The organism is Actinoplanes sp. CA-131856, from assembly GCF_050956135.1.
Lineage (GTDB): Bacteria > Actinomycetota > Actinomycetes > Mycobacteriales > Micromonosporaceae > Actinoplanes.
Genome location: NZ_CP191849.1, coordinates 6,796,417 through 6,821,911, shown reverse-complemented (window position 1 = coordinate 6,821,911; position 25,495 = coordinate 6,796,417). Strand labels below are relative to the sequence as shown.

Annotated in this window: 19 protein-coding genes; 8 read left to right on the top strand and 11 right to left on the bottom strand. The window is 69.2% G+C overall.

The window, feature by feature from the left end; translation table 11 throughout:
* Positions 1-127: 127 nt before the first annotated feature.
* Entirely contained in the window at positions 128-799 is a 672-nt protein-coding gene (locus tag ACQP2X_RS31665; protein WP_498688124.1) for a pyridoxamine 5'-phosphate oxidase family protein, read from the top strand.
* Between the two features lie 202 nt (positions 800-1,001).
* Here ACQP2X_RS31665 and ACQP2X_RS31660 read toward each other — a convergent pair whose 3' ends face one another.
* A complete protein-coding gene (locus ACQP2X_RS31660; RefSeq protein ID WP_498688123.1) occupies positions 1,002-2,174 on the bottom strand; it encodes a dipeptidase in 1,173 nt (390 codons plus the stop codon).
* A 163-nt stretch (positions 2,175-2,337) separates the two neighbouring features.
* Between ACQP2X_RS31660 and ACQP2X_RS31655 the strand changes: the two genes are divergently transcribed.
* Both ACQP2X_RS31655 and ACQP2X_RS31650 read left to right on the top strand, forming a co-directional pair.
* Positions 2,338-3,855: a CBM96 family carbohydrate-binding protein gene (locus ACQP2X_RS31655; protein ID WP_498688121.1), complete on the top strand. Its 1,518-nt coding sequence runs from the start codon at positions 2,338-2,340 to the stop codon at positions 3,853-3,855.
* 275 nt (positions 3,856-4,130) lie between these two features.
* Positions 4,131-6,527 carry a putative bifunctional diguanylate cyclase/phosphodiesterase gene (locus tag ACQP2X_RS31650; protein WP_498688120.1) on the top strand — a complete coding sequence of 799 codons (2,397 nt, stop codon included), beginning with the start codon at positions 4,131-4,133 and terminating at the stop codon, positions 6,525-6,527.
* 176 nt (positions 6,528-6,703) lie between these two features.
* Here ACQP2X_RS31650 and ACQP2X_RS31645 read toward each other — a convergent pair whose 3' ends face one another.
* Entirely contained in the window at positions 6,704-8,836 is a 2,133-nt protein-coding gene (locus tag ACQP2X_RS31645) for an ArnT family glycosyltransferase (RefSeq protein WP_498688118.1), read from the bottom strand.
* 153 nt (positions 8,837-8,989) lie between these two features.
* Between ACQP2X_RS31645 and pgi the strand changes: the two genes are divergently transcribed.
* From pgi to ACQP2X_RS31630, 3 genes are all read left to right on the top strand, one after another.
* The gene (gene pgi, locus ACQP2X_RS31640) at positions 8,990-10,621 is read left to right on the top strand and encodes a glucose-6-phosphate isomerase (protein ID WP_498688117.1); all 1,632 of its coding nucleotides are present in this window, start codon (positions 8,990-8,992) and stop codon (positions 10,619-10,621) included.
* A 33-nt stretch (positions 10,622-10,654) separates the two neighbouring features.
* Entirely contained in the window at positions 10,655-11,719 is a 1,065-nt protein-coding gene (locus ACQP2X_RS31635) for a winged helix DNA-binding domain-containing protein (RefSeq protein ID WP_498688116.1), read from the top strand.
* Between the two features lie 64 nt (positions 11,720-11,783).
* Entirely contained in the window at positions 11,784-13,091 is a 1,308-nt protein-coding gene (locus tag ACQP2X_RS31630; RefSeq protein ID WP_498688113.1) for a glycosyl hydrolase family 18 protein, read from the top strand.
* Here the strand turns inward: ACQP2X_RS31630 and ACQP2X_RS31625 are convergent.
* Positions 13,069-14,013, bottom strand: coding sequence for an FAD-dependent oxidoreductase (locus ACQP2X_RS31625; protein WP_498688111.1), 945 nt, complete (start codon positions 14,011-14,013; stop codon positions 13,069-13,071). The two genes, ACQP2X_RS31630 and ACQP2X_RS31625, sit on opposite strands and share 23 nt — an antisense overlap.
* 10 nt (positions 14,014-14,023) lie before the next feature.
* On the bottom strand, positions 14,024-14,983 hold the full coding sequence (locus ACQP2X_RS31620) for an FAD-dependent oxidoreductase (RefSeq protein ID WP_498688110.1): 960 nt from the start codon (positions 14,981-14,983) through the stop codon (positions 14,024-14,026).
* A gap of 160 nt (positions 14,984-15,143) precedes the next feature.
* Between ACQP2X_RS31620 and ACQP2X_RS31615 the strand changes: the two genes are divergently transcribed.
* Together ACQP2X_RS31615 and ACQP2X_RS31610 are read left to right on the top strand one after the other, a co-directional pair.
* Positions 15,144-16,076, top strand: coding sequence for an SCO2521 family protein (locus tag ACQP2X_RS31615; RefSeq protein ID WP_498688108.1), 933 nt, complete (start codon positions 15,144-15,146; stop codon positions 16,074-16,076).
* Complete coding sequence (locus ACQP2X_RS31610) at positions 16,073-16,921, top strand: DUF6879 family protein (protein ID WP_498688106.1); 849 nt, start codon at positions 16,073-16,075, stop codon at positions 16,919-16,921. The genes ACQP2X_RS31615 and ACQP2X_RS31610 overlap by 4 nt, the downstream gene beginning before the upstream one ends.
* Before the next feature lie 67 nt (positions 16,922-16,988).
* Here ACQP2X_RS31610 and ACQP2X_RS31605 read toward each other — a convergent pair whose 3' ends face one another.
* From ACQP2X_RS31605 to ACQP2X_RS31575, 7 genes are all read right to left on the bottom strand, one after another.
* On the bottom strand, positions 16,989-17,900 hold the full coding sequence (locus ACQP2X_RS31605; RefSeq protein ID WP_498688104.1) for an SCO2522 family protein: 912 nt from the start codon (positions 17,898-17,900) through the stop codon (positions 16,989-16,991).
* Positions 17,897-18,769, bottom strand: coding sequence for an SCO2523 family variant P-loop protein (locus tag ACQP2X_RS31600; RefSeq protein ID WP_498688103.1), 873 nt, complete (start codon positions 18,767-18,769; stop codon positions 17,897-17,899). The genes ACQP2X_RS31605 and ACQP2X_RS31600 overlap by 4 nt, the downstream gene beginning before the upstream one ends.
* 46 nt (positions 18,770-18,815) lie before the next feature.
* Positions 18,816-20,648 carry an SCO2524 family protein gene (locus ACQP2X_RS31595; RefSeq protein ID WP_498688101.1) on the bottom strand — a complete coding sequence of 611 codons (1,833 nt, stop codon included), beginning with the start codon at positions 20,646-20,648 and terminating at the stop codon, positions 18,816-18,818.
* Positions 20,649-20,665: 17 nt separating this feature from the next.
* On the bottom strand, positions 20,666-22,489 hold the full coding sequence (locus ACQP2X_RS31590) for an SCO2524 family protein (RefSeq protein ID WP_498688099.1): 1,824 nt from the start codon (positions 22,487-22,489) through the stop codon (positions 20,666-20,668).
* A gap of 79 nt (positions 22,490-22,568) precedes the next feature.
* Positions 22,569-23,570, bottom strand: coding sequence for an FAD-dependent oxidoreductase (locus tag ACQP2X_RS31585; RefSeq protein ID WP_498688097.1), 1,002 nt, complete (start codon positions 23,568-23,570; stop codon positions 22,569-22,571).
* Between the two features lie 67 nt (positions 23,571-23,637).
* The gene (locus ACQP2X_RS31580) at positions 23,638-24,402 is read right to left on the bottom strand and encodes an SCO2525 family SAM-dependent methyltransferase (protein WP_498688095.1); all 765 of its coding nucleotides are present in this window, start codon (positions 24,400-24,402) and stop codon (positions 23,638-23,640) included.
* Complete coding sequence (locus tag ACQP2X_RS31575) at positions 24,399-25,373, bottom strand: phospholipase D-like domain-containing protein (protein ID WP_498688093.1); 975 nt, start codon at positions 25,371-25,373, stop codon at positions 24,399-24,401. Before ACQP2X_RS31575 ends, ACQP2X_RS31580 begins: the two co-directional genes overlap by 4 nt.
* Positions 25,374-25,495 lie beyond the last annotated feature (122 nt).

Below are 25,495 nucleotides of genomic sequence, written 5' to 3'. Positions count from 1 at the left end.
GCGCCTGGGCTGCGTCAACGCCGTTGAGTGACGTATGGCCGTTCGCGAATGTGACTCAGTGCGATCTCGCGCGCACGATGTGAAACTGTCGCGCAGCGGGGAGGGATCCGGGAGCTGGAGGGCCATCATGAACCACGGTGAGCGGCAACTGCAGGACGTGCTCGGTACTCGGGAGCGGGCCGACGCCTTTGCCGAGCGGCAGACCCTGAACCACCTCAACGACAGGATGCGGCAGTTCATCGGGCGGCAGGAGATGATGTTCCTGGCCACCGCCGATGCCGGTGGGGAGTGTGACAGCACCTTCCGGGCCGGGCCGGCCGGGTTCGTGCGGGTGCTGGACGAGGAGCATCTGAGCTGGCCCGAGTTCCGGGGCAACGGGGTCATGGCCAGTCTCGGCAACATCACCGAGAACGGGCACGTGGGGATCCTGTTCGTCGACTTCCAGGACGTGATCGGGCTGCACGTCAACGGGACGGCGGAGATCGTCGAGGACCCCGCCGGGCAGGCGGATGTTCCGCCGGGGCTGCGGGCGCAGGTGTGGGTCGTCGCCCGGGTCGAGGAGGCGTACATCCATTGCGCGAAGCACATCCCGCGCATGGTGCCCGTTCCCCGGCAGCGAGGGCGCGATGCGGCGGGCGAGCAGCCGAAGAAGAGCGACTACTTCGTGCCGGCGCCGGCACGGTTCCGCCCCTTGCTTCCCGCCGGCGCGGAAGCCGCCGGTGAGAGGTGCGTCATGTCCGCCCGCGAAGGCGCAGCGGGTGATCCACGCGGCGCGGTCGCCGGCGATGCGGCGGCCTGACCGTCGAAACGCCAGGCCGGAGGCCACCCGGCGGCTCTTCAGAAAGGGGGAACCGCCGGGAAGGCGAGACAGCGGAAGGCGGGACGCCGGGAAGGCGAGACAGCGGAGGCGGGACAGCGGAAGGCGGGAAGGCGAGACAGCCGAAGGCGGGTAGAGGCCGAAGGCGGGGGAGCGGGGACGGCGGCGAAATCCGGGAGATGGGTCAGCGGGCGGGGGACAGGGGCCAGAGGGGCTCCTGGGCCAGGCGCTCCGACTCGCGGAGGACGCGCAGGATGTTGCCGCCGGTGAGCTTGTCCAGTTCGGGCTCCGACCAACCCCGGGAGGACAGCTCCGACAGCAGGTGGGGATAGCCCGAGACGTCGCGCAGGTCGTCCGGCAGTTCCGTGGTGCCGTCGAAGTCGCCGCCCAGGCCCACGTGGTCGAGGCCGGCCACGTCCCGTGCGTGCTCGACGTGGTCGGCCACCAGGGTGGCCGGGACCGGCGGGCGCGGGTTGGCCGAGAGCCACGGGGCGAACGACGGATGCTGGAGCGGGTCGGGGCCGGGCCAGTCCTGGACCGCCGACGGCTCCTGGCCGGGGCGCGGAGCCCGGGGCCACCCGGCCGTGGGCAGGCCCAGGCGGGTCAGCTCCTCGTCGGCGGCGGCCGACCAGGCCCGGGCCTCGGCCGACACGAACGGGGCCACGAACGTGAGCTGGATGACGCCGCCGTTGTCGCGCAGGCGCGTCAGCACGTCGTCGGGGACGTTGCGCGGGTGATCGTGCAGGGCCCGTACGCCGGAATGGCTGAAGATCACTGGGGCGAAGGCCGTGTCCAGGGCCGCGTGCATCGTCACCGGCGCCACGTGTGACAGGTCGACCAGCACGCCGATGCGCTGCATCTCGCGGACCACCGCCCGGCCCTCGTCGTTCAGGCCGCCCACCTGGGGCTCGCGGACCGCCGCGTCGGCCCAGGACAGGTTCTCGTTGTGGGTGAGCGTCACGTAGCGCACGCCCAGCCGGGCGAACGCCCTCAGGACACCCAGCGACGTGGCCAGGCTGTGCCCGCCCTCGATGCCGATCAGCGACGCGATCTTCCCGGTCTCGATGGCGCGGGTGACGTCGTCCGCGCTGTAGGCGATCGCGAAGTCGTCCGGATACGCCGCCGCCATCCGGTAGACGGCGTCGATCTGCTCCATCGTCGCCACGACCGCCTCGGGTTCGCCCAGGTCACCGGGCACGTACACCGACCAGAACTGCCCGCCCACCCCGCCCGCGCGCAGACGCGGGATGTCCGTCTGCAACTCCGGCCGGGGCTCGTCGAGGCCCTCCACCGCGTATCCGTAGCGTCCGCGCAGCTGCATGGGCAGGTCGTTGTGCCCGTCGATGATCGGCATCATCCTGTCTGGCTACCCGACGGGAGGAGAAAAGCGCAAGTTGAGGAAAACGGCCTCCGCAACCTGACCGCACCGCTCAGGGGACCGAGCGCGCACCTTCGACACCGGAATCTCTTTCCCATGCCCGGCCACGACGGTGCCGGACACAGCGGGGGAGTTCGAGAAGTTGCGTCGTTCGAAGCTGCAGAAGTATTCGGTCCTGACCGCCGTGCTCGCCGGTGCGGGCGCCACCACCCTGACCGGCGCCACGGCCGCCGCCGCGGGGGCGACGGTCAAGCTGGCCGCCGGTGACGACACGTACGTCTCGACCGTGCGCACCGGCACCGTCTTCGGCGCCGAGGACAAGCTGGTCGCCGGCGTGATCGGCAAGGAGACCAAGACCTCCTTCCTCAAGTTCGCGGTTCCGGCCGGCACCAAGGTCGCGTCGGCCCGCCTGACCCTGACCGCGCAGGCGAAGTTCGCCGGCCAGCTCAGCGTCCGCAAGGTGGCCGACACGTCGTGGGCCGAGGGCAGCCTGACCGGGGCGAAGACGCCCGCTCTTGGTGCCGTGCTTGCCACCGCCACCCCGAACGGCACGTTCTCCGTCGACCTCGGCAAGTCGATCACCGGGCCGGGCACGTACTCCTTTGCCCTCACCTCGACCGCTTCGGCCATGCGCTTCAACTCGGCCGAGGCCAAGACCGGCGCCCCGGTCCTCGAGGTCACCACAGAAGGCGACACGTCGCCGCCAGCGCCGGCGGCAGGAAAAGACTGCAAGACGGGTGAGAAGCTCGTTCCCACCTGCGGCGTCCTCTGGGGCGCGGCGGCCGGCGGCTTCACCGACGCGCCGCGCGACCAGGCCCTCAAGGACTGGGAGAAGCTCAGCGGCCGCACCTCGACCATCTTCCACACGTACCACAAGGGCGACGAGGTCTTCCCGACCAAGGCCGAGATCGCCATGACCTCGGACGCCGCCAGCCCCCGGGTGCTGCTGACCAACTGGAAGATCGCGTACGGCTCGACGTGGGCCAAGGTCGCCAAGGGCGAGCAGGACAAGCGCATCGACGCGTTCGCCGCGCGCGCCAAGGCGTACGGCAAGAAGTTCTTCCTCGCCATCAACCACGAGCCGGAGAACGACGTCGTGGCCAAGGCCGGCTCGGGCTTCGAGGCGAAGGACTTCGCCGCGATGTACCGCCACACCATCGAGCGGCTGCGGGCCAAGGGCGCCACCAACGTGATCAACGTGATGGCGTACATGGGTAACGAGAAGTGGATGGCGCAGAGCTGGTGGAAGGACCTGTGGCCGGGTGACGACATCGTCGACTGGATGGGTCTCGACTCGTACGTGAGCGCCGAGAAGGGCTACTACCACTACGGCAAGTTCAACGACCTGCTCGACCGCGCGCCGACCGGCGGTGGCACCGGCTTCTACGAGTGGGCCACCACCAAGCACGCCGCCAAGCCGATCATGGTCGCCGAGTGGGGCGCCTACCACCGCGTGAACAAGGTCGCCGACAAGGCGCCGGTCTACCAGAGCGTCCTGCCCGAGCTGGCCAAGCGGCCCGCCATCAAGGCGATCGTGTACTTCGACACGGCCAAGGACGACGAGGGCGACCGCGACATCAGCATCAACAGCACGGCGACCTCGCTCGCCGCGTTCAAGAAGCTGGCCGCCGACCCGGTCTTCAAGGTCAAGCTGGGCTGACCCTGGCGTGAACGGTGAGGTCAAGCGATTCCCAGGTGTCTTGAGACACCTACTGTTCACTTTCGTTTGACTTCCCGTAGCCCATTCTTTCCGTAACGTTAACGACCGACGTTGGAACGTTGAGAGGGGGTCCGCCATGGCCAAGAAGTCCAAGAAGGACAAGAAGGACAAGAAAGACAAGAAGAAAAAGAAGAAGTGATCTTCGCGCGGCGGCTTCCGAAAGGGAGCCGCCGCGTTTGTCTCAACTGCCCCGCCGCGGCCCCGATCATGCGGGCATGGGCGTCGTCACCACCATCGCCGCGCTGGCCGCTGCCATGGCCGGTCTCGTCGTCGTGTCGCGCCGCGGCGGCCGGCTCCGGCTGGCCTGGGCCGCTCTCGCCCTGGGCATCCTCGGCGGTCTCGTCGCCGGTCATCTCGTCCTGGTCGTCCTCGCCGCCCTGAGCCTGTCGGCGATTCCCCGGCCCCCGCGCACCGGACTGGCCCGCCTCCGCGCGGTCGTCGACGCGCTGCTGATCACCACGTCCCTCATGGTGATCTGCTGGAACCTCGTCATGCAGCCGGCCATCGCGGCCGGTCATCCCCAGGCGACAGGCCGTCCGGTGGCCGACGTGATCCTGGGCGCGGTGGCGCTGTGCGCGCTCGCCCGCTGCCGCCCCGGCACTCCCGGTGCGACGGCGCTGGCGCTCACCTCGATCGCCGTGTTCCTGCTGGCGGTGGCCGACGCGACGGCGATCCGGTTCGGCAGTGGAGATCCGGTCGCCCTGGCCGGCTATCTGCTCGTGCTCGTCGCGGCCACGATCGCCACGCGCCGCCGGCTCGACGACGCCACGGTCCGCCAGGAGGCGGCCGCCCACCGGCGAAACGTGAGCGTGCTCCTGCCGTACGCGGTCGTGGTCCTGACCTTGATCGTCGGTCTTTTCTGGATGTCCTCCGGTGGCGCGCCGTCACCCTTCGGCACGTGGTGCCGCTATTTCTCGATCTTCCTGATCGTGGTCCGTGAGGCGATCCTGCGCGCCGACAACCGGCAGCTCGCCCGCAGCCTGGAGGAGCGTGTCGCCGCCCGCACGGCCGAGCTCCAGGGCCGCGAGCAGCGGTTCCGGGCGCTGGTCGAGCAGAGCTCCGACTCGCTGGCCATCCTCGACGCCGACTCGACCATCCGCTATCAGAGCTCGTCGGTCGAGCGCATCTTCGGATATCGCGTGGAGGACCTGGTCGGCAAGCGGGTGGTCGACGTCGCGGGCCCGGTCGTCGCGGCCCGGATCGACGAGGTTATGCACGGCGCGATCAGTATCTTCGAGATGCCGCTGCGCCACGCCGACGGCGTCGAGCGCCGGGCCGAGATGACCATCACCAACCTGCTCGGCGATCCGCACGTCCGGGGCCTGGTCCTGAACACGCGCGACGTCAGCGAGGCCAACGACCTCCAGGAGCGGCTGCGCCACGACGCCTATCACGACGCGCTGACCGGCCTGGCCAACCGCACCCTGTTCCGCGAGCGGCTGGCCGCGGCCGTCGCCGAGGGGGAGGTGGCGATCCTCTTCCTCGACCTCGACGGCTTCAAGGAGATCAACGACAGCCTCGGTCACGCCGCCGGCGACCAGTTGCTCGTGCGGGTGGCCGAGCGGCTGCGGGTGGCCGAGCCGCATCTGGTGGCCCGCCTCGGCGGCGACGAGTTCGCGGTGATCGTCGCGTCCGGCGCGCCGGCAGTCGTCGCCGACCGGATCCTCGCCGCGTTCGAGGCGCCGTTCGCCCTCGACGGCCGCGAGGTGCACGCCGGAGCCGGCATCGGCATCGCGTCCTCCGTGGACGCGAGCGACATCGAGCAGTTGCAGCGCAACGCCGACCTCGCCATGTACAAGTCGAAGGACGCCGGCGGCGGCATGTGGACCGCCTATCACCCGAGCATGCACGACGAGCTGATGCGGCGGGTGTCGCTCGCCGACGATCTGCGGCACGCGCTCGACCGCGACGAGCTGGTGCTGCACTACCAGCCGACGGTCGACATGCGCACCGGTGCCGTCGTGGGCTTCGAGGCGCTGGTCCGCTGGCAGCATCCGACCCGCGGCATGGTGCCGCCGCTCGACTTCATCGGCGTGGCCGAGGCGACCGGCCTGATCGTGCCGCTCGGCCGCTGGGTGATGGCCACCGCCTGCCGTCAGGCGGTCGAGTGGGGTGGCGTGCACATGGCGGTCAACGTCTCGGTCCGCCAGTTCGAGACCGGCGGCCTGGCCCGCACGGTCGCCGCCGTCCTGGCCGAGACCGGCATGCCGCCGCACCTGCTCACCCTCGAGATGACCGAGAGTGTCCTGCTCACCGACACCGACGAGAACCTGGCCCGCATCACCGATCTGAAGGCGCTCGGCGTCACCCTGGCCATCGACGATTTCGGCACTGGCTATTCGTCACTGGCCTATCTGCGCCGCTTCCCCATGGACATCCTCAAGATCGACCGCTCCTTCGTCGACCGTCTGGGCGGCGACCAGGCGGACGACGCCATGGTCCAGACGATCATCCGCCTGGCCCACCGCTTCGGCATGCACACGGTCGCCGAAGGCATCGAGAACGCCGCTCAGCTGGACATTCTCCGCGACATGGGCTGCGACTACGCCCAGGGTTTCTTCCTCTCGCGGCCGCTGCCGGCCTCGGAAGTCGTTTTCGAACTAGCCTCCTAGGAAGCAAAAGCGGAAGTTGTACGCGTCGTCGGCCACCCAACCGCAGCGGCGCCGATCCGGGCTCTTCGGAGCGATCTGGGTGGAACACCGGGCCGTTGGGCGGCATCCGGGCCGAAGACTTTGGTTGCGCGAAAGCCCCGCGCCGGGACGGGCGCGGGGCTTCTGTCGCGACCGATTCAGCTGGTCAGGTCGTAGACGGTAGTGCTTCCGACGGTGGTCGCGGTGTAGTTCTCGGCCACCCAGGACGCGATCTTGCCGGCCTCGGTGCTGGTGCCGCCCATGCCGCCGCCGCCCATGCCGCCACCGGAGATGTAGTAGTGGATCTGGCCGGCCGCCACGTAGGCCTGGAACTGCTCCAGCGTGGGGGAGGCGTCGCTGCCGTTCCAGCCGCCCAGGGCGATCACCGAGGTGCCGGTGGCCAGTTCGAGGTCGGCGGCCGAGGTGGCGCCGCTGACGGCCGCGCTCCACTTCGTGGTGCTGGCTTCCAGGAGGGCGTTCAGCTCCGTGTTGTTGCTCGAGGCGCCGCCCATGCCCCCGCCGCCGCCCGGGCCGCCCCCGCCATCGGTGGCCGCGCCGTCCGTGGTGCCGCTGCTGCTGGTCGCGCCGCCCGTGGAGCCGCTGTCGCTAGTCGTGCCGCTGTTGCTGGTCGCGCCGTCGGTCGTGCCGCTGTTGCTGGTCGCGCCGTCGGTCGTGCCGCTGTCGCTGGTCGCGCCGTCTGTCGTGGACGAAGAGCTGTCCGAGGACGAGTCCGTGGTGCTCGATGAGCCCGGGGGAGTGCCGTTGCGGTTGGGTGCTCCCCCCTGCGTACCCCGGCCGAAACCGCCACCACCCATGCCGCCGGCGGCCGACGACGGCCCGGACGTGGGAATCGAGCCCGTGTGTGCCACCGTGACCGTCGCCGCCGCGTAGGCCGCGCCGCCCGCCCCCGCCGAGAGAATGGCGGCGACCAGGGCGACCATCCCGAAGCGCCGAAGCCGCGACGCCGGCACCAGCAGGGCCAGGGCGAAGACCGCACCCAGCGCCAACGAGGCCCAGCGCAGCACCGGCATCCAGTCGGCGCGGCCGAGGAGCACCCAGCCCCAGACCGCCGTGGCCAGCACCATCGCCGCCAGCACGACCCGGCCCCACAGGCGCGACCGGTAGAGCCAGAGCACCCGCCCACCGACGCCGACCAGCGCGGCGATGCCCGGAGCCAGCGCGACCGTGTAGTACGGGTGGATGGTGCCGCTCATGTACGAGAACGTGATGCCGGTGACCAGGACCCAGCCGCCCCACAGGAGCATCGAGGCGCGGGCCCGGTCGGTGCGCGGCGCCGTCCACGTGGCCGCCAGCACGGCGACCAGGGCGATCAGCGCGGCCGGCAGCAGCCAGGAGATCTCCAGGCCCATCGACTCGCCGAACAGCCGGCCGATGCCGGTGGCGCCGCCGAACGACGTGTTCTGACCGCCGCCCCCTCCGCCGCCTCCATTGCCCGAGCCGCCCAGGATGCGGCCGAGACCGTTGTAGCCGAGGGCCAGCTCCCACAGCGAATTGTTCGTCGACCCGGCGATGTAGGGGCGCGACGACGCCGGCCACAGCTCGACCAGCAGGACGTACCAGCCGGCCGAGACGACCAGGGCCAGGCCGGCCACGAGCAGGTCGCGGATCCGCTTGCCGAGACCGGTCGGCGCGGCGACCAGATAGACCAGCGCGAACGCGGGCAGCACCAGGAAGGCCTGCATCATCTTGGTGAGGAAACCGAAGCCCAGCAGTACGCCGGTGAGCGCCAGCCACTTCCACGAGGCCTTCTCGACCGCGCGGACCGTCGTGTAGGCGCCGGCCGTCATCAGCAGCACGAGCAGCGCGTCGGGGTTGTCGTAGCGGAACATCAGCACCGCCACCGGCGTGAGGGCGAGCGCCGCCCCCGCCGTCAGGCCGGCCGCCGTGCCGAACCAGCGCTTCACGGCCGCGTACAGGAACCAGACGCTGGCCACGCCCATGAGCGCCTGCGGCGCCATGATCGACCAACTGTTCACGCCGAAGATCCGCGCGGACAGGCCCATCACCCACATGGCGGCCGGTGGTTTGTCGACGGTGATGGCGTTGCCGGCGTCCAGCGACCCGAACAGCCACGCCTTCCAGCTCTGCGACCCGGCCTGCGCGGCCGCGGCGTAGAAGCTGTTGCCGTATCCCGAGGCGCTCAGGTCCCACAGATAGAGGACTGCGGTCGCCGCCAACAGCACCAGGACGGGCCACCGGCGGTCTCTTCGGGGTACCGGGGCCTCATGCCGGGGCGCGGCGGCCGCTGGTCGTTCCATCAAGGTCGTCATGGCATACACGCTCGACGGCCGCCCCGTGCCCGCTCTGTGCCCGGCCTGTGCGCGCTCTATGAGGTAGTGATCTCCACTGCGTCGCCGTCGCCGGGCTTCGATTCGTGCCAGGATGAGGATGAGAGTCCGGGTTTCGAGCGAGAGACAAGGTCAATGAGCGAACACGTTTCCGACAGCGCCGAGTGGCAGGCGCTGCAGGGCCACGCGGAGAAGTTCTCGGCGGTGCACCTGCGCGACCTGTTCGGCAGCGACTCGAGGCGCGGCGAGCGCTTCACCGCGACAGTGGCCGACCTGACCGTCGACTACAGCAAGAACCTGGTCACCGACGAGGTGGTCTCGGCGCTGCTCGCGCTCGCCGGCAAGGCGAAGCTGACCGAGCGGATCGCGGCGATGTTCGCCGGCGAGCACATCAACGTCACCGAGGACCGGTCCGTGCTGCACACGGCGCTGCGTCTTCCCCGTACGGCCACGTTGGTCGTCGACGGGCAGGACGTGGTGGCTGAGGTGCACGAGGTGCTCGACCGCATGGGCGCGTTCAGCGACAAGGTGCGCTCGGGGGAGTGGACCGGCCACACCGGTCAGCGCATCAAGACGGTGGTGAACATCGGCATCGGCGGCTCCGACCTGGGGCCTGTGATGGCCTATGAGGCGCTGAAGGCGTACAAGGCCCCGGAAATCGAATGCCGTTTCATCTCGAACATCGATCCCACTGATCTGTACGAGAAGACGCACGACCTCGACCCGGCGACCACCCTGTTCGTCGTCGTCTCCAAGACGTTCGGCACCCAGGAGACGCTGACCAACGCCACCGAGGCCCGCAACTGGCTGCTCAAGGGCCTCGGCGGTGACAACGCGGCGGTGGCCAAGCACTTCGTGGCGGTCAGCACGAACGCGTCGCGGGTGAGCGACTTCGGCATCGACACGGCCAACATGTTCGGCTTCTGGGACTGGGTGGGCGGGCGCTACTCGCTGCCGTCCGCGGTCGGCCTGTCCGTCATGATCGCGATCGGCAAGGAGCAGTTCGCCGACATGCTCGGCGGCTATCACACCGTCGACGAGCACTTCCGCACCCAGCCGCTGGAGAGCAACGTCCCGGCCCTGCTGGGCCTGCTCAACGTCTGGTACGACACGTTCCTGGGCGCCCAGTCGCACGCGATCCTGCCGTACTCGCAATATCTGCACCGCTTCGCCGCCTACCTCCAGCAGCTGACGATGGAGAGCAACGGCAAGTCCGTACGCCTCGACGGCAGCTCCGTGGGTTACCAGACCGGCGAGGTCTTCTGGGGCGAGCCCGGCACGAACGGCCAGCACGCGTTCTACCAGCTGATCCACCAGGGCACGAAGCTGATCCCGGCCGACTTCATCGGCTTCAGCCAGCCCAACCACGACATCGGCGAGATGCACGACCTGTTCATGTCGAACTTCTTCGCGCAGACGGGCGCGCTCGCGTTCGGCCGTACGCTCGAGCAGGTCCTCGCCGAGGGAACGTCCGAGCAGATCGCCCCGCACCGGGTGATGCAGGGCAACCACCCGACCACGACGATCGTGGCCCCGAAGCTGACCCCGGCCGTGCTGGGCCAGCTGATCGCCCTGTACGAGCACATCACGTTCACCCAGGGCACCATCTGGCAGATCAACTCGTTCGACCAGTGGGGCGTGGAGCTGGGCAAGGTCATGGCCAACCAGCTGGCGCCCAAGCTGACCGCCTCGTCGGCGCCGGCCGCCGACGACGACTCGTCGACGAACAACCTGATCAGCCTGTACCGCGCGGGCCGCGGCCGCTGATTTCTGTCGTACCCGGGGCCTAGGGTCGTCGTCATGGATCGGACGACTGCCCTAGGCCTTCGCATGTCCGCGCTGTTCCCCTCGGCCGTGTCCACGGTGGCTGAGGTGGTGGAGTGGTTCGGAGCGATGCAGGCACAAGACGTGAACAGCGGCCTGTGGTCCTTCGGCGCGCGGCTGCCCGGCTTCACGCTGGCCGACGTCGAGGCCGCGGTGGAGAGACGCGAGGCCGTCCGAACATGGCCGATGCGAGGGACGGTCCATTTCGTGCCGCCGCAGGACGTCCATTGGATGCTGGAGCTGATGGGCGTCCGCGCCCTGGCCGGTGCCGCGAAGCGCCGCGAGACGCTGGGCCTGTCGGAGGCGGACGTCGACCGCGCCGCGGACATCCTGGGAACAGCGCTGGCCGGGGGAGGGCGTCTGACCCGGGCCCAGTGCCTGTCGGTCCTGTCGGAGAAGGGCGTCGACTCCAGCGGCCAGCGCGGCTACCACCTTCTCTGGTACGTGGCTCAGCGCGGCGTGACGGTCATCGGCCCCCACATAGGCAAGGAACAGAGCTTCGTCCTGCTGGACGAGTGGGTTCCGTCGCCGCGCCGCCCGTCCCGTGAAGAGGCGCTGGCCCTGATAGCGCTCCGCTACTTCCGAAGCCACGGCCCCGCCACCCGCAAGGATTTCGCCGGCTGGACAGGCTTGACCATGGCCGACTGCAAGACCGGCATAGCCGAAGCCGGCTTGGAGACGGTGGACGTCGACGGCGTCGAGATGCTTGTAGCGCCCGGCTTCTCTGACGGGGCACTTCCGGAATGGCGAGCGCTTCCGGGCTTCGACGAATACATGCTCGGCTACAAGGACCGCTCGCTCATGGCCACGCCGGAGCAACTGGCGGCGATCATTCCGGGCGGCAACGGCATCTTCCAGTCGACGTTGGTGAAGCAGGGCCGCGTCATGGCGACCTGGAAGCGGGCGATCACCACCAAGGGCGTCACGGTCACCGTCACCCCATTGGTCTCCTTCACTGCGAAAGATCGGCGGGCGGCCGACGATGCCCTGGCGGTCTACGCGTCCTACCTGGGGCTGCCCCTGACTGTTAAGAACCCTTGATATTTACGAATGTGAACTCCATGATGTGGGTGTCGCACGTCACGCACGCATCGAGGGAGTCGCCATGGGTGTCCGTCGTCTTGTGTTAGCGCTGGTCACCGGGGTGGCGGTGGCGGCCGGCTCCTCGTTGCTGGTCGCTCCCGCCGGCGAGGCGGCCGTCGCCTGCTCGTCGGTGACGTGGAGCGAGGGCCCGACGTACACGGCCGGGCAGCAGGTCACCTACAACGCCCACCTCTACCAGGCGCTCGTCACGCACACCGCCTGGGCCGGCGCCGGCTGGAACCCGGCCTCGACGCCGACCTTGTGGAAGGACCTCGGCGCGTGCACCGGAGGACCGACCACCCCGCCCCCGACCACCACGCCCCCGGTAACCACGCCACCGCCTACGACAACGCCGCCCACGACCACGCCGCCGCCCACCGGTTGTGCCGTCCGGGGCCGGCCCGCCGGCAAGGTGCTTCAGGGCTACTGGGAGAACTGGGACGGGGCTTCCAACGGCGTACACCCGGGAATGGGCTGGATCCCGATCAACGACAGCCGGATCACCCAGCACGGCTACAACGTCCTGATGGCCGCCTTCCCGGTGATCCGCTCCGACGGCACGGTGCTGTGGGAGAACGGCATGGACGCCGGCGTCAAGGTCCCCACCGCCGCCGAGATCTGCGCGGCCAAGGCCGCCGGCGCCACCGTCCTCATGTCGATCGGCGGCGCCACCGCCGGCGTCGACCTGAGCTCGTCCGCCGTGGCCGACCGCTTCGTCGCCACCATCGTCCCGATCCTGAAGCAGTACAACTTCGACGGGATCGACATCGACATCGAGACCGGTCTCACCGGCAGCGGCAACATCAACACCTTGTCGACCTCACAGGCCAACCTGATCCGCATCATCGACGGCGTGCTGGCCCAGATGCCCTCGAACTTCGGCCTCACGATGGCCCCCGAGACGGCCTACGTCACCGGCGGCAGCGTCACCTACGGCTCGATCTGGGGCTCGTACCTCCCCATCATCAAGAAGTACCTGGACAACGGCCGCCTGTGGTGGCTGAACATGCAGTACTACAACGGCTCCATGTACGGCTGCTCGGGCGACTCGTACGCCGCCGGCACCGTGCAGGGCTTCACCGTGCAGACCCAGTGCCTGAACAACGGCCTCACCATCCAGGGCACCACGATCCGCATCCCGTACGACAAGCAGGTCCCCGGCCTCCCCGCCCAACAGGGCGCCGGCGGCGGCTACATGACCCCGTCCTTGGTGACACAGGCGTACAACAGCGTCCCGTCCATCAAGGGCCTGATGACCTGGTCCATCAACTGGGACGGCTCGAAGTCCTGGACCTTCGGCGACAACGTCAAGCGCCTCCAGGGCCGCTGAGCAGTCCCCGCACGATCTCCGCGACGTCGCCGGCGCAGCCCCACGAGGTGCTGACGCCGGCGCCGCCGTGCCCGTAGTTGTGCACCAGGTGCCGCCCGCCGCCCAGGTCCTCGGCCTCCAGCCGAACCGTGGGCCGCATCGGCCGCAGCCCGACCCGGTGCCCGAGCACCTCGGCCCCGGCGACCGCCGGGAACACCTTCGCGCAGCGTTCGACGATGCGTTCCGCGATGCCCGGATCGGGCACGAGGCTTTCCGCGCCGAAGACCGCGCACCCGCCGAGCAGGAGAGCGTCACCCTGCGGGATCAGATAGGTCATCTCCTCGACGAAGTCCGTGTATTCGAGGAAGAAGTGATCGAGCCCGGGGTTGCGGACGACGACAAGCTGCCCCCGGCACGCGCGCATCGCGGGATCGGGCACCAGTTCGCGCGCGCCGAGCCCCGTGCAGTTCACGACAATCGGCGCTTCCGCGAACCCGTCCGAGAGCCGGTCGAGACGCCCGGGTACCGTCTCACCCCTGAACTGCTTCGCCAGCCAGGACAGGTACACCGGCATGTCGGTGACCGGTGCGTCGTACCGCCATCCGCTCACGAAACCCGCCGGCAGCTCGGCCGGCTCGCACGGCACGGCCCAGTCGGGGCTTTCGGCCGGCGTGCGGGAGGCCTCGAGGCCCGAGACGACGCGTACGCCCGTCGACGCGTCCCCGGCCAGCCGGGCGAGGACCTCGTAGGTGTCAGCGGTCCAGCGCCGTGCGTCCGGGTGGTTCGCCAGCTCCCCGTCCCAGATCGCCCCGGCCGCCGCCGACGTCGTGTCCGCCGGCACCGATGCGGCGCGGACCCGTACCCGAAGCCCTTGCTCGGCGAGGCGGATGGCGGTAGTCAGGCCGACGACACCGGCGCCGACCACGAGAACGTCGCTTCCCACATCCCTCAGACTATTGCCGCACCAGAGATACCGCGTCATCGGCACAGCCCCAGGAGAGGCTGACGCCGGCCCCGCTGTGCCCGTAGTTGTGCACGACGCACCGGCCGTCACCCAGATCCTCGCGCTCGACGCGCACCTCGGGCCGCGACGGCCGGATCCCGGTGCGGTGCCCGAGAATCTCGGCGCCGCCGATGGCCGGGAAGATCTCGCTGCACCGGCTCACGATCGCCTCGGCGATCCGGATGTCCGGCCGTGGCTCGGCCTCGCCCTTCTCGGCGCTGCCGCCCAGCAGCAGCACATCGCCCTGCGGCAGCAGATAGGTCATCTCACCAAGCTCATCGGTGTGCTCGGCGAAGAACTCGGACAGACCCGGATTGCGGACGGCGACGATCTGCCCCCGGATCGGCTGGACCGATGGATCGGGCACCAGTTCCCGCGCGCCGACCCCGCTGCAGTTGACCACCACGTCGGCCTCGGCGAGGGCGTCGCCCAAGGTGCGCAGCCGTTCCCCGAAGACGACCTCGCCACCAGCCGCGACCAGTCGTCGTTGCAGCGCGCCCAGGTAGGCCGGCATGTCGATGATCGGGGCGGTGTAGCGCCACCCGCTGGCGAAGCCGGGCGGCAGGTCGGCGGGAACGCACTCGCGGTAGCCGGGCAGGCCGAGCGCCCAGTCCGGAGTGGGGATCGGGGCGCGGGAGGCCTCGACGCCGTCGACGACGCGTACACCCGGGAACCGCTCTTCGGACATCTGAGTGAAGACGTCGTAGGAGCGGGCGGCCCACTGCTCCACCCGCACGTGGTTGGCGTAGATCGGATCCCAGATCGCCCCGGCCGCGGCCGAATTGCTCTCGCTCGGATCCCGCTCGGCCCGCAGCCGCACCCGCACACCGCTCTCGGCCAGGAGCACGCCCGTGGTCAGGCCGGAGACACCGGCGCCGACGATGAGCACCTCAGGTCGGTCATCGGTCACCTTCCGACGTTATCGGTGATCGACGGCCCGCAGCGCGGGCGTGGACAGTTCTCCGGCGACTGTCGCTTTTCGCGTCTCGCGCTTGCCGCTGACAACGTGGGATGGTAATCGTGCCCGCGCAGGCCATCGTGCCGCGCAGGCCGAGGAGGGGAGCCCGCACGTGCTCGTCATCGGTGAGGTTCACACCGGTCTGCTGCGCGGCCACCCCCTCAGCGCGAGCGAGGCCGCGTTGCTGGTCGATCTGGTGGCCGGCGAGCCGGTGCTGTGCCGGGAACGCCCCCGGTCGTACGTCCGCTCGCCCGAGCGCCCCGTCGGCGTCGACTGTCCCCTCGGCGTGCCGGCGCCCGCCCGTCAGGTGCGCGGCATCGGCACCGTCCTCCAGCGCGCGGCCGTCACCGGCGGCCACGTCGTGCAGGGCACGGCCTGGGCGATGCTCGATCCCGTCGCGTCCAGCGCCCGGCGGCCCTGGTCGCATTATCTGGCCCGGCCCGGCGTGATCGAGGCGATCGGCCGTTCCCGACCGGGTGACCTCGCCGCCGGGTTCGCCTCGGCCGAGCGTCCATCCGGCGCGCTCGACCTGGGCGCGATCGCCGGCCGGGCGTCCGATGTGGTGCAGAGCGGGGTGGCCGGTGGTGGCTCGCTCGCCCGGCTGCGCCTGCCCCGCACCCGGTTGCGGTTCGCCGTCGAGTGGGCCGAGGCGCCCGGGCCGCCCGGCTTCGCCGTGTGCGGCGACCAGCTCCGGGTGTTGCGCCTCGCCGCGCCGCCCGGCGCCGGCGAGCAGTCGCTGATCGCGTTCGCCGAGGATCTGGCGCTGCACGACTGGCTGCTCACGTCCGTGGCCGGCATCGTCGAGCGGGCCGCGATCGGCTCCCTGCCCTTCGACGAGTCGCTGCGCCGGCTGCGTCCCGCCGTCGATCACCTGCTTCACCTGTGGCTGCCCGGTGGGCGCGGCGGCGACACCGCCGAGATGTTCTGGGAGGAGCTGGAGCGCCGGTCCGCCCTGAGCCGCCAGTGGGGGCTGCTGCGTGATCGCATCCGCGACCAGCTCGCGCTCGGAGCGGTGGCGGCGCTGTCGGCGGCGGTCCAGCGGTGAGCCCTCAGACCGGTGTGCTGCGCACGGCCCTGATCGTTCTCGCCACCGGGGGCCTCACCTATGTGGTCACCAACCGGCTGGGCCAGCCGCCGGCGGTCTGCCTCACGCTCGCCGTCCTCCTCGGCGGCTTCGTTCTGATCGTCCGCTTCCTGATCGACTTCGAGAAGCGGCTGGCCGTCGTGGAAAAACTTCAGGCGGACGGCGTGAACGACATGAAGAAGCTGGTCGGCGACGCGTTCACTGAGATCAGCGACGCGACCGCGCTGTTCGGCCTGATCGAGGCGTCGGCGTTGCAGACCGACCTGGTCACCCAGTTGGTGCGCAACTCGACGACCATCTCGCCCGGCTCACCGCCGATCGTCTACCAGTTCGCCCAGTCCAAGATCAAAGAGATGTCCGACTTCCTCAAACAGCTCGCCGAGGGCGGCACGGTCACCTACTACGGCGAGGACCGCGACTGGCTGCTCGGGCTGACCCGGAACGCCACCGAGAGCGTCGACGCGATCAGCCTGGCCGCGGTCGACCACGACCTGTGGCGGAGCGAGATCGGCCAGCGCTACCTCGACGCGCAACGCCGCGCCGCCCGCGCCGGCAAGCGGGTGCGCCGCATCTTCGTGCTCGACTCTCCGGCCATGGAGCACGATCAGGATCTGCGCCGGGTCTACCTGGAGCAGCGCGAAATGTTGATCGAGGTGCGGGTGCTGGACCGTGCCGCGGTGCCCACCCCCCCCTCCAGGTCCAGGTGCGCGACCTCATCATCTTCGACGACATCTTGGCGTACGAGACGACGCCGACCACCGCCGACCCGCAAGTGGCGCAGGTGGCCGAGACCCGACTGGTTCTGACCGATTCCCGGGTCAAGGAGTGCGCACTGATGTTCCGCGAGCTGTGGGAGGTCTCCCGCGAGCTCGGTCAGAGCAAGGCGTAGCCCAGCCGGTCCACCGTCTCCGTGGGCAGTTCGAGTCCCTCGCCGCGGGCCCGGTCGCGCACCTGGGCCGCCGCCCCCGGATCGATCGCCACCGCGCCCAGGATCGTGCGCACGGCCAGTTCGATGGGCAGGAACCGGGAGTCCATCACGGTGAACGACCGATAGGCGCGGAAGGGCGCCGCCGCCGGGCCGAGCTGGACGATCGGCGGCATGAGATCCCAGTCCACCGGCAGCTCGTCCACTGCCACCGCGACCGGTTCGGCCACCGGCTCGCCGAGGCGGCGGATCAGCCCGAGCCGCTGCAGCTGCCAGACGGCGGCCAGGAAAGGGCAGGACCAGAGGCGCTCGCCGTCCGGCTTCTCCTTCCACAGCTCGACGTCCACGAATATCGAATGGTTCTGCACGGCGCTCTGCCGGGGCGGCTGCCACGACCGGGGCTGCGCCATGGCCGACGGGAACGTGGCCGGCGACCGCTCGCCGTTCGTCAGCCAGCCGCTGACCGTGGTGGCCGGCCGGCCGTTCGCGCCCTCCGGCGGCTCGTCCACCAGGTGCTCCTGCACGATCCGGGCCACCTCGACGTCCCCGGCGCGGGCACAGCCCGACTCCCGGGCCACGTAGTCGATGGTCAGCCCTTCGGCGCCGGCCGCCTCGGCCAGCATCGAGACCACCTCACGCGGCGTCGAGAACCGGGTGAAGTAGTCGTCGATCAGAAAGCACGTACTGACCCGCGGCCGTCCACGAACGACCGTCGCCTCGGCCGCTCGCACGGCGGTCTCGGCCCACGGGCGTACGCGCCGGAACTGCTCCCGAAGGCTCGCCGCGCCCCCTTCGAAGTCGTCCATGTAAAGATGGCCGAGCTCGACCGACAGATGCGACAGGGCCACGGAGCGGGTCACAGGCCGACCCACGCGTTCTCGTCGACGATCTTCTTGGACAGCTCCTCGAACGCGGTGACCGTCCGCTCGTTGGCGGTGCGGTGGAGCCACACATCATCGTTCGAGATCAGCTGCTCCTGCCATTGCAGCACCGGATCGAGCGGCACCTCACCGATCATGTTGAGCCGGCCGACCCCCTTGCGCGAGGCCAGATCCTGCAGGCGCTGGTTGCAGACGTCGAGCCAGGCCAGTTGCTCGGGCCGCAAGCCGGCCTGCTCCGGCGAGGACGGATCCAGCACGGCCGTACGCACGAACCGGATCGACTCGCGCAGCCCGGCGGTGTCATGACCCAGGCGCCCGCCGGTCTCGATGATGCCGGAACGGCCGTAGACGAGGCCGCTGGCGGCGATGATGTGCTGCCGGGTCCAGCGGTGGAAGACCAGCCAGCGCGCCGGCACGTGTCGCAGCGCCTCGTGCCGGGTAGCGGCCAGAACGATCTCCGTCGCGTAGGATCGCCCAGCGCTCAGATCGACCAGGATCAGGTCGTACTCCTCGTCGAGCCGCTGGAACAACGTGACGCACCGTTCGACGATGCCGGCCGCCGATGGGAACTCGCCGCCCCCGGCGTCGCCGGGCAGGAGAGTCAGCCGTCCCGCACCGGGTGGCCGGCTGCGCAGAGCTTCCCGCTGCGTGCCGGCCCACACGTCGATCCGCTGTGGCTCCGCCCTGCCGTCGAGCAGATAGCTGTGCAGTCCGCCGATCTCCACCCCGGCGAGGGCGTCCGGCAGGTCGAAGATGGCTCCGGCGGTCGGCGAGCCGAAATCGAAGTCGAGATAGCAGGCGTCGTAGCCCTGCAAGGCGTGCCGGTAGGCCAGATTGCTGATGGTCACGGACCGGCCTGTGCCGCCCTTGTCGGACGTCCCGAAGACGAGCACCTCAGGACACCCCGCTCTCCGCCCGGCGGGCCGCCGAGAGCCGGTCGAGCTTGCGCAGGGCCTCCTCGGCCACCGCCATCGCGACGCCGGGCCGGTCCCGCTGTACGGACCGGGCCCGTCGCAGCTCCGTGCCTATGCGATCCAGCTCGGCGCGCAGGGTCTCTCCGGGCGTGGTGCCGTTCAGCAGCTCACGGTCGTAGAGATGGTCGGCCTCGCTGAGAAGCTCGGCTGCCGTCTGGCTCAGCAGCGGGCTCGGCAGTGGCGGATGGTTGATCAGCCGGGCCGCCGCTACCAGGCAGTCCACGACTCGTTTCGTGTAGTACCACGAGACGTCACGGGTGTGGTCCGGCAGATAGGTGAAAGCGCCCGCCGGCCGATCCCACAGGCCGTGGTCGTCGCCCTCGCGCAGCACCCGGTCGCGGAGGTGGTCCCCGATGAAGTCGGCCAGCTCGAGCAGCCGGCTGCGGGTCGTGCTGTCATCCAGCATGCCGGCCAAGGTGAGCGAGCGCTGGAACAGTGTGGGGGAGATGTCGGCGACCGTCCACGCCAGCCGTGGGCCGCCCATGTCCTCACTACCCTCCAAGGGGAAGCGCAGGCCGGGATAGTGCACGTTGACGGCGCTCTCGGGTTGGGTCGAGCGGCGTGTGATGCGGCTGCGGTTGGCCAGTTCTTCCAGCACGTCGGCGACCCGGCGCAGGTCGGTGTTGGACGCCCGCACGCCCTGCATGTTCTGGATGACCATGCCGCCGACCAGGAGGCTGGAGTAGTCGAACTCGATGCCGTCGGTGGTGCGCCACGGGAGATCCTCCAGCGGCCAGCGGCCCGAGCCGAAGGTCGCGATCGCCGCCCAGTACGACCGGGTGAGCTCGAACCGTAGCTGCAGCGACTGGGCGAGACGGGCCTGCTCGGGGTCGAGCAGGCCGAGCAGCCGGGTGCGTTCCGACGACAGCGCGTGGATGGCGTCCATCGCGACGGTCGTGAAGTATAGGTAGGGGGCGTTCTGGGCGACGCCGGCCCGCTGCTGGCCGATCTGAGCCGTGGTCTCGATCTCGGGCGCGTCCCGCACCACGCCCCACGACCAGCCGCATTCGAAGAGCAGGTTGGGATTGTCGAGCTCGCTGCCCTCGGCGGCGCCGGATCCGATCGTGACGTCGTCGCGCAGGCGGGCGTTGATCTCCCGCAGAGCCTCGCGCAGCTCCTCCACGACCAGATGGGTGGGCCGCCTCTCCTGATTGACGGTCCGGATCAATTCGCGGCCGGGGTGGTTCTCCGCGCTGAACACATAGACCGCGAAGCTGCGTAGCAGGCCGGCCATGGCCGCCGACAGCCGCACGCTCGCTGCCCGCTCCAACTCGTCGACCATCTGCAGCAGGGCCGGCCTGGTCACCACCTGACGGAAGATCTTGGTGAAGCCTATGGTGGCCAGCATCAGCGTGATCGAGATGGAGAACGAGTCGACCACGTCGAGCTCGAGCTGCTCCTGCTTGAGCTCGGCGCCCTCGTCCTCGGACTCGAAGTAGGAGCCGCCGGAGAAGATCGGTGTGCCGTCGTCCGCGGTGTAGCGGCTGATGTAGCCGCTCAGCGCGCGCAGCAGGGCCTGCGGGATCTGCAGGTTGTCGCCGAGCGGCCGGAGCGCCTCCACCACGTCGTACGCGATGGCGTCCGGGCGATCGAGGCGGAACAGGTGGACCTCGGTGGCCGGGCCCATGATGCAGAGCAACTGCTCCGCGTCGCTGATGGAGTTCCCGCTCGGCCACCATTCGCCGTCGTGGTAGGACACCCGGGCCGTCGCGCGCCAGATGTCCAGGAGTTGCTGACGCGGCTGGATCTGCATCTCGTTCTCCTCGTCGGTCAGGAGTTGGCTCGGCGGGCCGCGTCCAGGCGGCCCAGTTCGAGGAGCACGGGGTAGAGGTAGGACGCCGAGACGCCCGGTCGATCGGGAAGGTTCTCGCGGGCGGCGCGCAGCTGTGAGCCCAGCTGGTCGAGCGTGGCCCGGCCCGGGCTGCCGGCCCGGGCCGAGCTGTTGAGCAACTCCAGATCGTGCAACTGCTCGGCCTCGTCCAGCAAGCTCGTTGCCAGATCACCCAGCTCCTGATCCGGCTTCTGCTGCGTGGACACCTTCTGCGCGGCGGCGATCAGGCAGTCGACGACGCGTTTCGTGTACGCCCAGCTGAGCCGCTCCTCGGCGGCGCCCGCGTGCGTGAACACCCCCGACGGCGAGTCCCACAGGCCTTCGCCCACGCCGTCGCGGATCCGGCGGCGGGACAGATGGCCCCAGATCTTGTCGGCGAGATCGTTGGCCCGCCGTCGCAGCGCCCCGCTCGGCATCAGGGCGGCGAGCTCGACGGTCCGCTTGAGCAGGACCGGGGACATGTCGACGAAAGTCCACTCCAGCAGTGGCCCGCTCCTCGTCCGGCTGCCGACCAGCGGAAAGCTGACGCCCGGATGATGGATCTCGACGCCCGAGGCGTCGTCGCCGGTCACCCGGGCGGTGATCCGGCTCCGCTCGGCCAGCCGGTCGAGGACGCTCAGCACCCGCCGCAACCCGTCATCGGTGACGGTCTCGGTGGCCATCTGGGACATGACCAGGCCGACGACCAGCAGGCTGTAGTACTCGGTCTCCCGGCCGTCCGTGGTCTTCCACGGGATGTCCTCGATCGGCCAGGCGCCCTCGGACTCGAAGGTCGCCACGGTGGCCCAATAGGTCCGTACGAGCTCGGACCGCGCCTGCAGTTGCTGAGCGAGCCGGAGCTGTTCCGGGTCGAGCCATCCGGGGAGCCGGGTGCGCTCGGCCGCCAGAGCCTGGGCGGCGTCCATGGCGACCGTGGTGAAGTACAGGTAGGGCGCGTTCTCGGCGATGCCCTCGCCCTGCGCTCCGATGTCGGCGTTGGTCTCGATCGGTGACGCGCCGCGAACCACACCCCAGGACCAGCCGCACTCGAACAGCCAGCGGGGGTCCTCGAGCTCCTCGGCCTTGACCGTGCCGATGCCGATCGACAGGTCGTCACGCAGTCCCGCGATGACTTCCTTCAGGGCTTCGCGCAGTTTCTCGGCCGCTTGATCGGGCCGCTGGCGGCTCTGATTCACCGTCCGCATGAGATGGGTGCCCATCTCGACGTCCATCGAGAAGACGTTCACCGAGAAGCTGCGAAGAAGCCCGATCATCGCGGCGGTCAGCCGTTTGCTCGCCTTGTCCTCCAGGTCGTCGATCCGGTCCAAGGCGGACGGCCGGGCAACGCGCCGGTAGTCCTGGGTGAAACCGATGATCGCCAGCATCAGCGTCACCGAGATGGCGTACGAGTCCACCACATCCCAGCGCTGCTGTTCGTCGCTCAGCTCCCCGCCCTCTGACTGGAAGTAGGAACCGCCGGGGAAGACCGGTGTCCCGTCCTCCGTGTAGTGGTCGATGTAGTCGCCCAGGATGGTCAGCAGCCGTTGGGGGATCCGGATGACGTCGCCCAGGTCGCGCAGGGCTTCCTCGATGTCGGGACTGACGGCGTCCGGCCGGCTGAGCTGCAACTGCTTGAGTTTGGTGGCCGGGGACATCAGGCAGAGAAGCTGCTCGGCGTCGCTGATCGAGTTGCCGCCGTCCGGACGCCACTCGCCATCGCCGAAAGACGCCTTGATCGTGTATCGCCAGATGTCGAGGAGCTGCTGCCGCGGCTGGATCTGCATCGGTGCGCTGTCACCTGCCCATGGGGGTCGGGTCGATCGCCTCACCCCCGAGGCTAGCGGCCGAGCGCCAAAGACGACCTCAGACGTTCGAACACCCGATACTGGCATCGAGGAGGCCGAGAACGATGTCCGCCACGTCGTCGGCGCATCCCCAGGCCAGACTCACCCCGGATCCACCATGGCCGTAGTTGTGCACGATATGACGGTCGCCGAGGTCGTCATGCTCGAGACGTACCTCCGATCGGCGAGGCCGTATCCCCACACGATGTTCCAGCACACCCGCGGACGCGAGCTGCGGGAAAACCCCTCGGCACCTTTCCAGGATGCCCGCCGCGACGACCGGATCGGGGACCGGCTCCGGCTCGCCCTTCTCGGCGTTCCCTCCGAGGAGGAGAGAATCGCCTTGAGGAAGGATGTACGTGCTCTCGCCCATGTCCGGGGCGGCGGGATACTCCACGAAGAATTCGTGGATGCCGGGATTGCTGACCTTGACGAGCTGTCCGCGCATCGGCTGCATCGAGCCGTCCGGCACCAGACTGCTGGCTCCGATTCCGCTGCAGTTCACGACGATCGCGGCGCTGTCGAAGGCTTCTTCCAGTGTTTCGAGGTGTCTCCGGTGCACAGACACCTCGGCGGTGGCCGATCGCCGTCCCAGCCAGTCCAGATAGAGCGGCATGTCGACGAGCGGCGCCTCATAGTGCCAGCCCGTGACGAAGCCGGCCGGTAGGTCCGCTGGATCGCATTCGCGATAGCCCGGCAGATCCAGCGCCCAGCTCGGCGGCGACGCGAGGTGGGTTCGCGAGGCCTCCACTCCGTGGAGGAACCGGACCCAGGGTTCGCCGTTCAGGTGCCATCGATGAAGCTCGGCATGCGTCATTCGGGCCCAGAGATCACGCCGGGGATGCTCGGCCATATGCGGGTCGAAGATGGCGCCGGCCGCGTACGAACTCGTTTCGTGGCCCAGATGATCCGCGTAGATCGAAATGCGTACGCCCGGACGGCGCTCAGCCAGCCGAGCGGCTGTGGTGAGACCGATGACACCGGCGCCCACAATGACGACGTCTGTGCGCATGAAGGCCATGTCTTTCAGATTAGGGCTCCCGCGCACGGCGGCCATCGACCTGCGAGTGGGCGAGTCCTGTCCGGATCTACTTCTTCCGGCCGGTGGCCACCATCATTCCGCAGTAACCGTCGCGAAGATCATTGCTCTCCACCGTCTCGATGTCGACGTTGCGAGCGATGGGCGCCAAAGCCCGGGACACATCCGACTCGTCGACCGAACACGCGGGGAAATGTTGGCCACCCACGACGTAGCCGGAGGAGTTCCGCATGAAGGCGGCGGCGAAAGGCGCTCCGGGCCTGAGCGCGTTGACGAAGCAGCGCGCGGCGCGCTGGAACTCGTCGATGCGAGTGGTGATCGACTCGGCGACGAAGAACATGGTGCCGATGTCGTACTGCGAGGGGGGCAGGGCGAAGACGTTGCCTCGTTCGACCGCGGCCCGGCTGCGCAGCACGTCGAGCGGTTCGTTGATCGGCCAGTAGCTCGGCCGGCGGTCCGAGATCTCCTGCCAGAACTGCCGCCACGAGCTGTGCGGCTGAGACAGCTCTCGTGTAAGCCACGCGCGGTTGGTGAACGCCCGCTCGAACAGCGTGATCCGCCCCGCGTAGGGAAGCATCATCAAAGCGGGGTAGAGATTGGCCCCGGATCCGACATCGATCGCTCGCTCCGGCATCCGCGACATCGTCCTCGCGAAGAAGTCGGCGACGATCGTGATGATCCGAGCGTCGTCGGCTCGCAGTACGCCGTAGTTATGGTCGAAGTACGCCGCAGAGTCGAAGGTGTCCCAATCGACATCACCGTTGCCGATCAACGGGGTGACGTTCTCCACCAGGCCTCGATCGATCGGGGTCACGCTCGTCCTCCTGGGTCGGCATCGCTGGCAACGTGCGGTGCTGGCTCGTCCTGCGGCGGCTGGGCGGCGTCCCACAGCTCTTCGAATCGTTCCCGGCGTCTCGCCACCAGCCGGGGCTCGACCACCAGGGCCACGCTAGCAATCAATGGTGTCACATTCTTCTTGAGCGCCCTCGCGGTGTGGAACTCGTAGCTGACCTTTTGATCGAAAACGATGAAGTCCTCCAGGTCGTTCTGGTGGAGGAAGTAGACGTCGTCCGATCGCAGGATCCTGGTTTCCACATTGATCTTCCGGTGAGGTTCGAGCAGCTTCTTGAGCTGGACAGGGTCCGTCGCGTCCTCGGTGAGCAGAAACAGCCGTCGAATCCGCACCTTTCGCTCGAGGGCCTTGCGCTGACGGTCAAGGTATCGCAGTCCCAGGTCGCTTTCCCAGAATTCCCCCTCGTCGACGAATCCGCGATGTTTGTCGAACGATGTCATGCTGGTGGCGTCGATGCTGGTGTTCGCCGTCTCGGTGAGGCCCAGCAGCCAATCCGGGTCCTCGCCCTCGTGTTCCGCGCGCCCGGATCGCAGACCGTCGATGAGGTTGGCGACGTCGTCGATCTGGCGACGGGCGAACCGAAGCTGGAGTTCCTCCCGGGGATTCATCCGTCCGGCGGACTCGACCAGCCGGACGAGGCTGTCGCGGCCGATGAGAGCTTCGGCCATGGCCAGGTGTGTCGCGGCCGCGCTGATATCGGCCACCGACCGGACCAGCTCCTCCGATTGCTTCGCCCCGTCCACCCTGATGGCCTCGGCCAGCTGACGGGACTGGTCGGCGACGTCGATCAGGAACTGGACCACCAGGACCACGCCGGCCACGAAGACCGACATGGTGATCTGCCAGACTTCAGGCTGTTTGGTGATGTTGGTCAGGAGATAGGCCACGCCACCGGCGATGCTCGTGACCACGATCTTGATGAGGATCTGCACGTATGGCCCCCCAGGTCTACGTCCCCCCATCACAGCGGATCACCGCATGCTTACGCAACGCTTGCTGTTCAGGAGTGTGACGCCCGCCGCAGCACAAGTCCTTTGATTTTGAAATAGTTGAC

Excerpts from the sequence above, each read along its gene's own strand:
- ACQP2X_RS31665 (WP_498688124.1), top strand. The coding sequence starts at position 128 with ATGAACCACGGTGAGCGGCAACTGCAGGACGTGCTCGGTACTCGGGAG.
- ACQP2X_RS31660 (WP_498688123.1), bottom strand. The coding sequence starts at position 2,174 with ATGATGCCGATCATCGACGGGCACAACGACCTGCCCATGCAGCTGCGC.
- ACQP2X_RS31650 (WP_498688120.1), top strand. The coding sequence starts at position 4,131 with ATGGGCGTCGTCACCACCATCGCCGCGCTGGCCGCTGCCATGGCCGGT.
- ACQP2X_RS31645 (WP_498688118.1), bottom strand. The coding sequence starts at position 8,836 with ATGACGACCTTGATGGAACGACCAGCGGCCGCCGCGCCCCGGCATGAG.
- pgi (WP_498688117.1), top strand. The coding sequence starts at position 8,990 with ATGAGCGAACACGTTTCCGACAGCGCCGAGTGGCAGGCGCTGCAGGGC.
- ACQP2X_RS31635 (WP_498688116.1), top strand. The coding sequence starts at position 10,655 with ATGGATCGGACGACTGCCCTAGGCCTTCGCATGTCCGCGCTGTTCCCC.
- ACQP2X_RS31630 (WP_498688113.1), top strand. The coding sequence starts at position 11,784 with ATGGGTGTCCGTCGTCTTGTGTTAGCGCTGGTCACCGGGGTGGCGGTG.
- ACQP2X_RS31595 (WP_498688101.1), bottom strand. The coding sequence starts at position 20,648 with ATGCAGATCCAGCCGCGTCAGCAACTCCTGGACATCTGGCGCGCGACG.
- ACQP2X_RS31590 (WP_498688099.1), bottom strand. The coding sequence starts at position 22,489 with ATGCAGATCCAGCCGCGGCAGCAGCTCCTCGACATCTGGCGATACACG.
- ACQP2X_RS31585 (WP_498688097.1), bottom strand. The coding sequence starts at position 23,570 with ATGGCCTTCATGCGCACAGACGTCGTCATTGTGGGCGCCGGTGTCATC.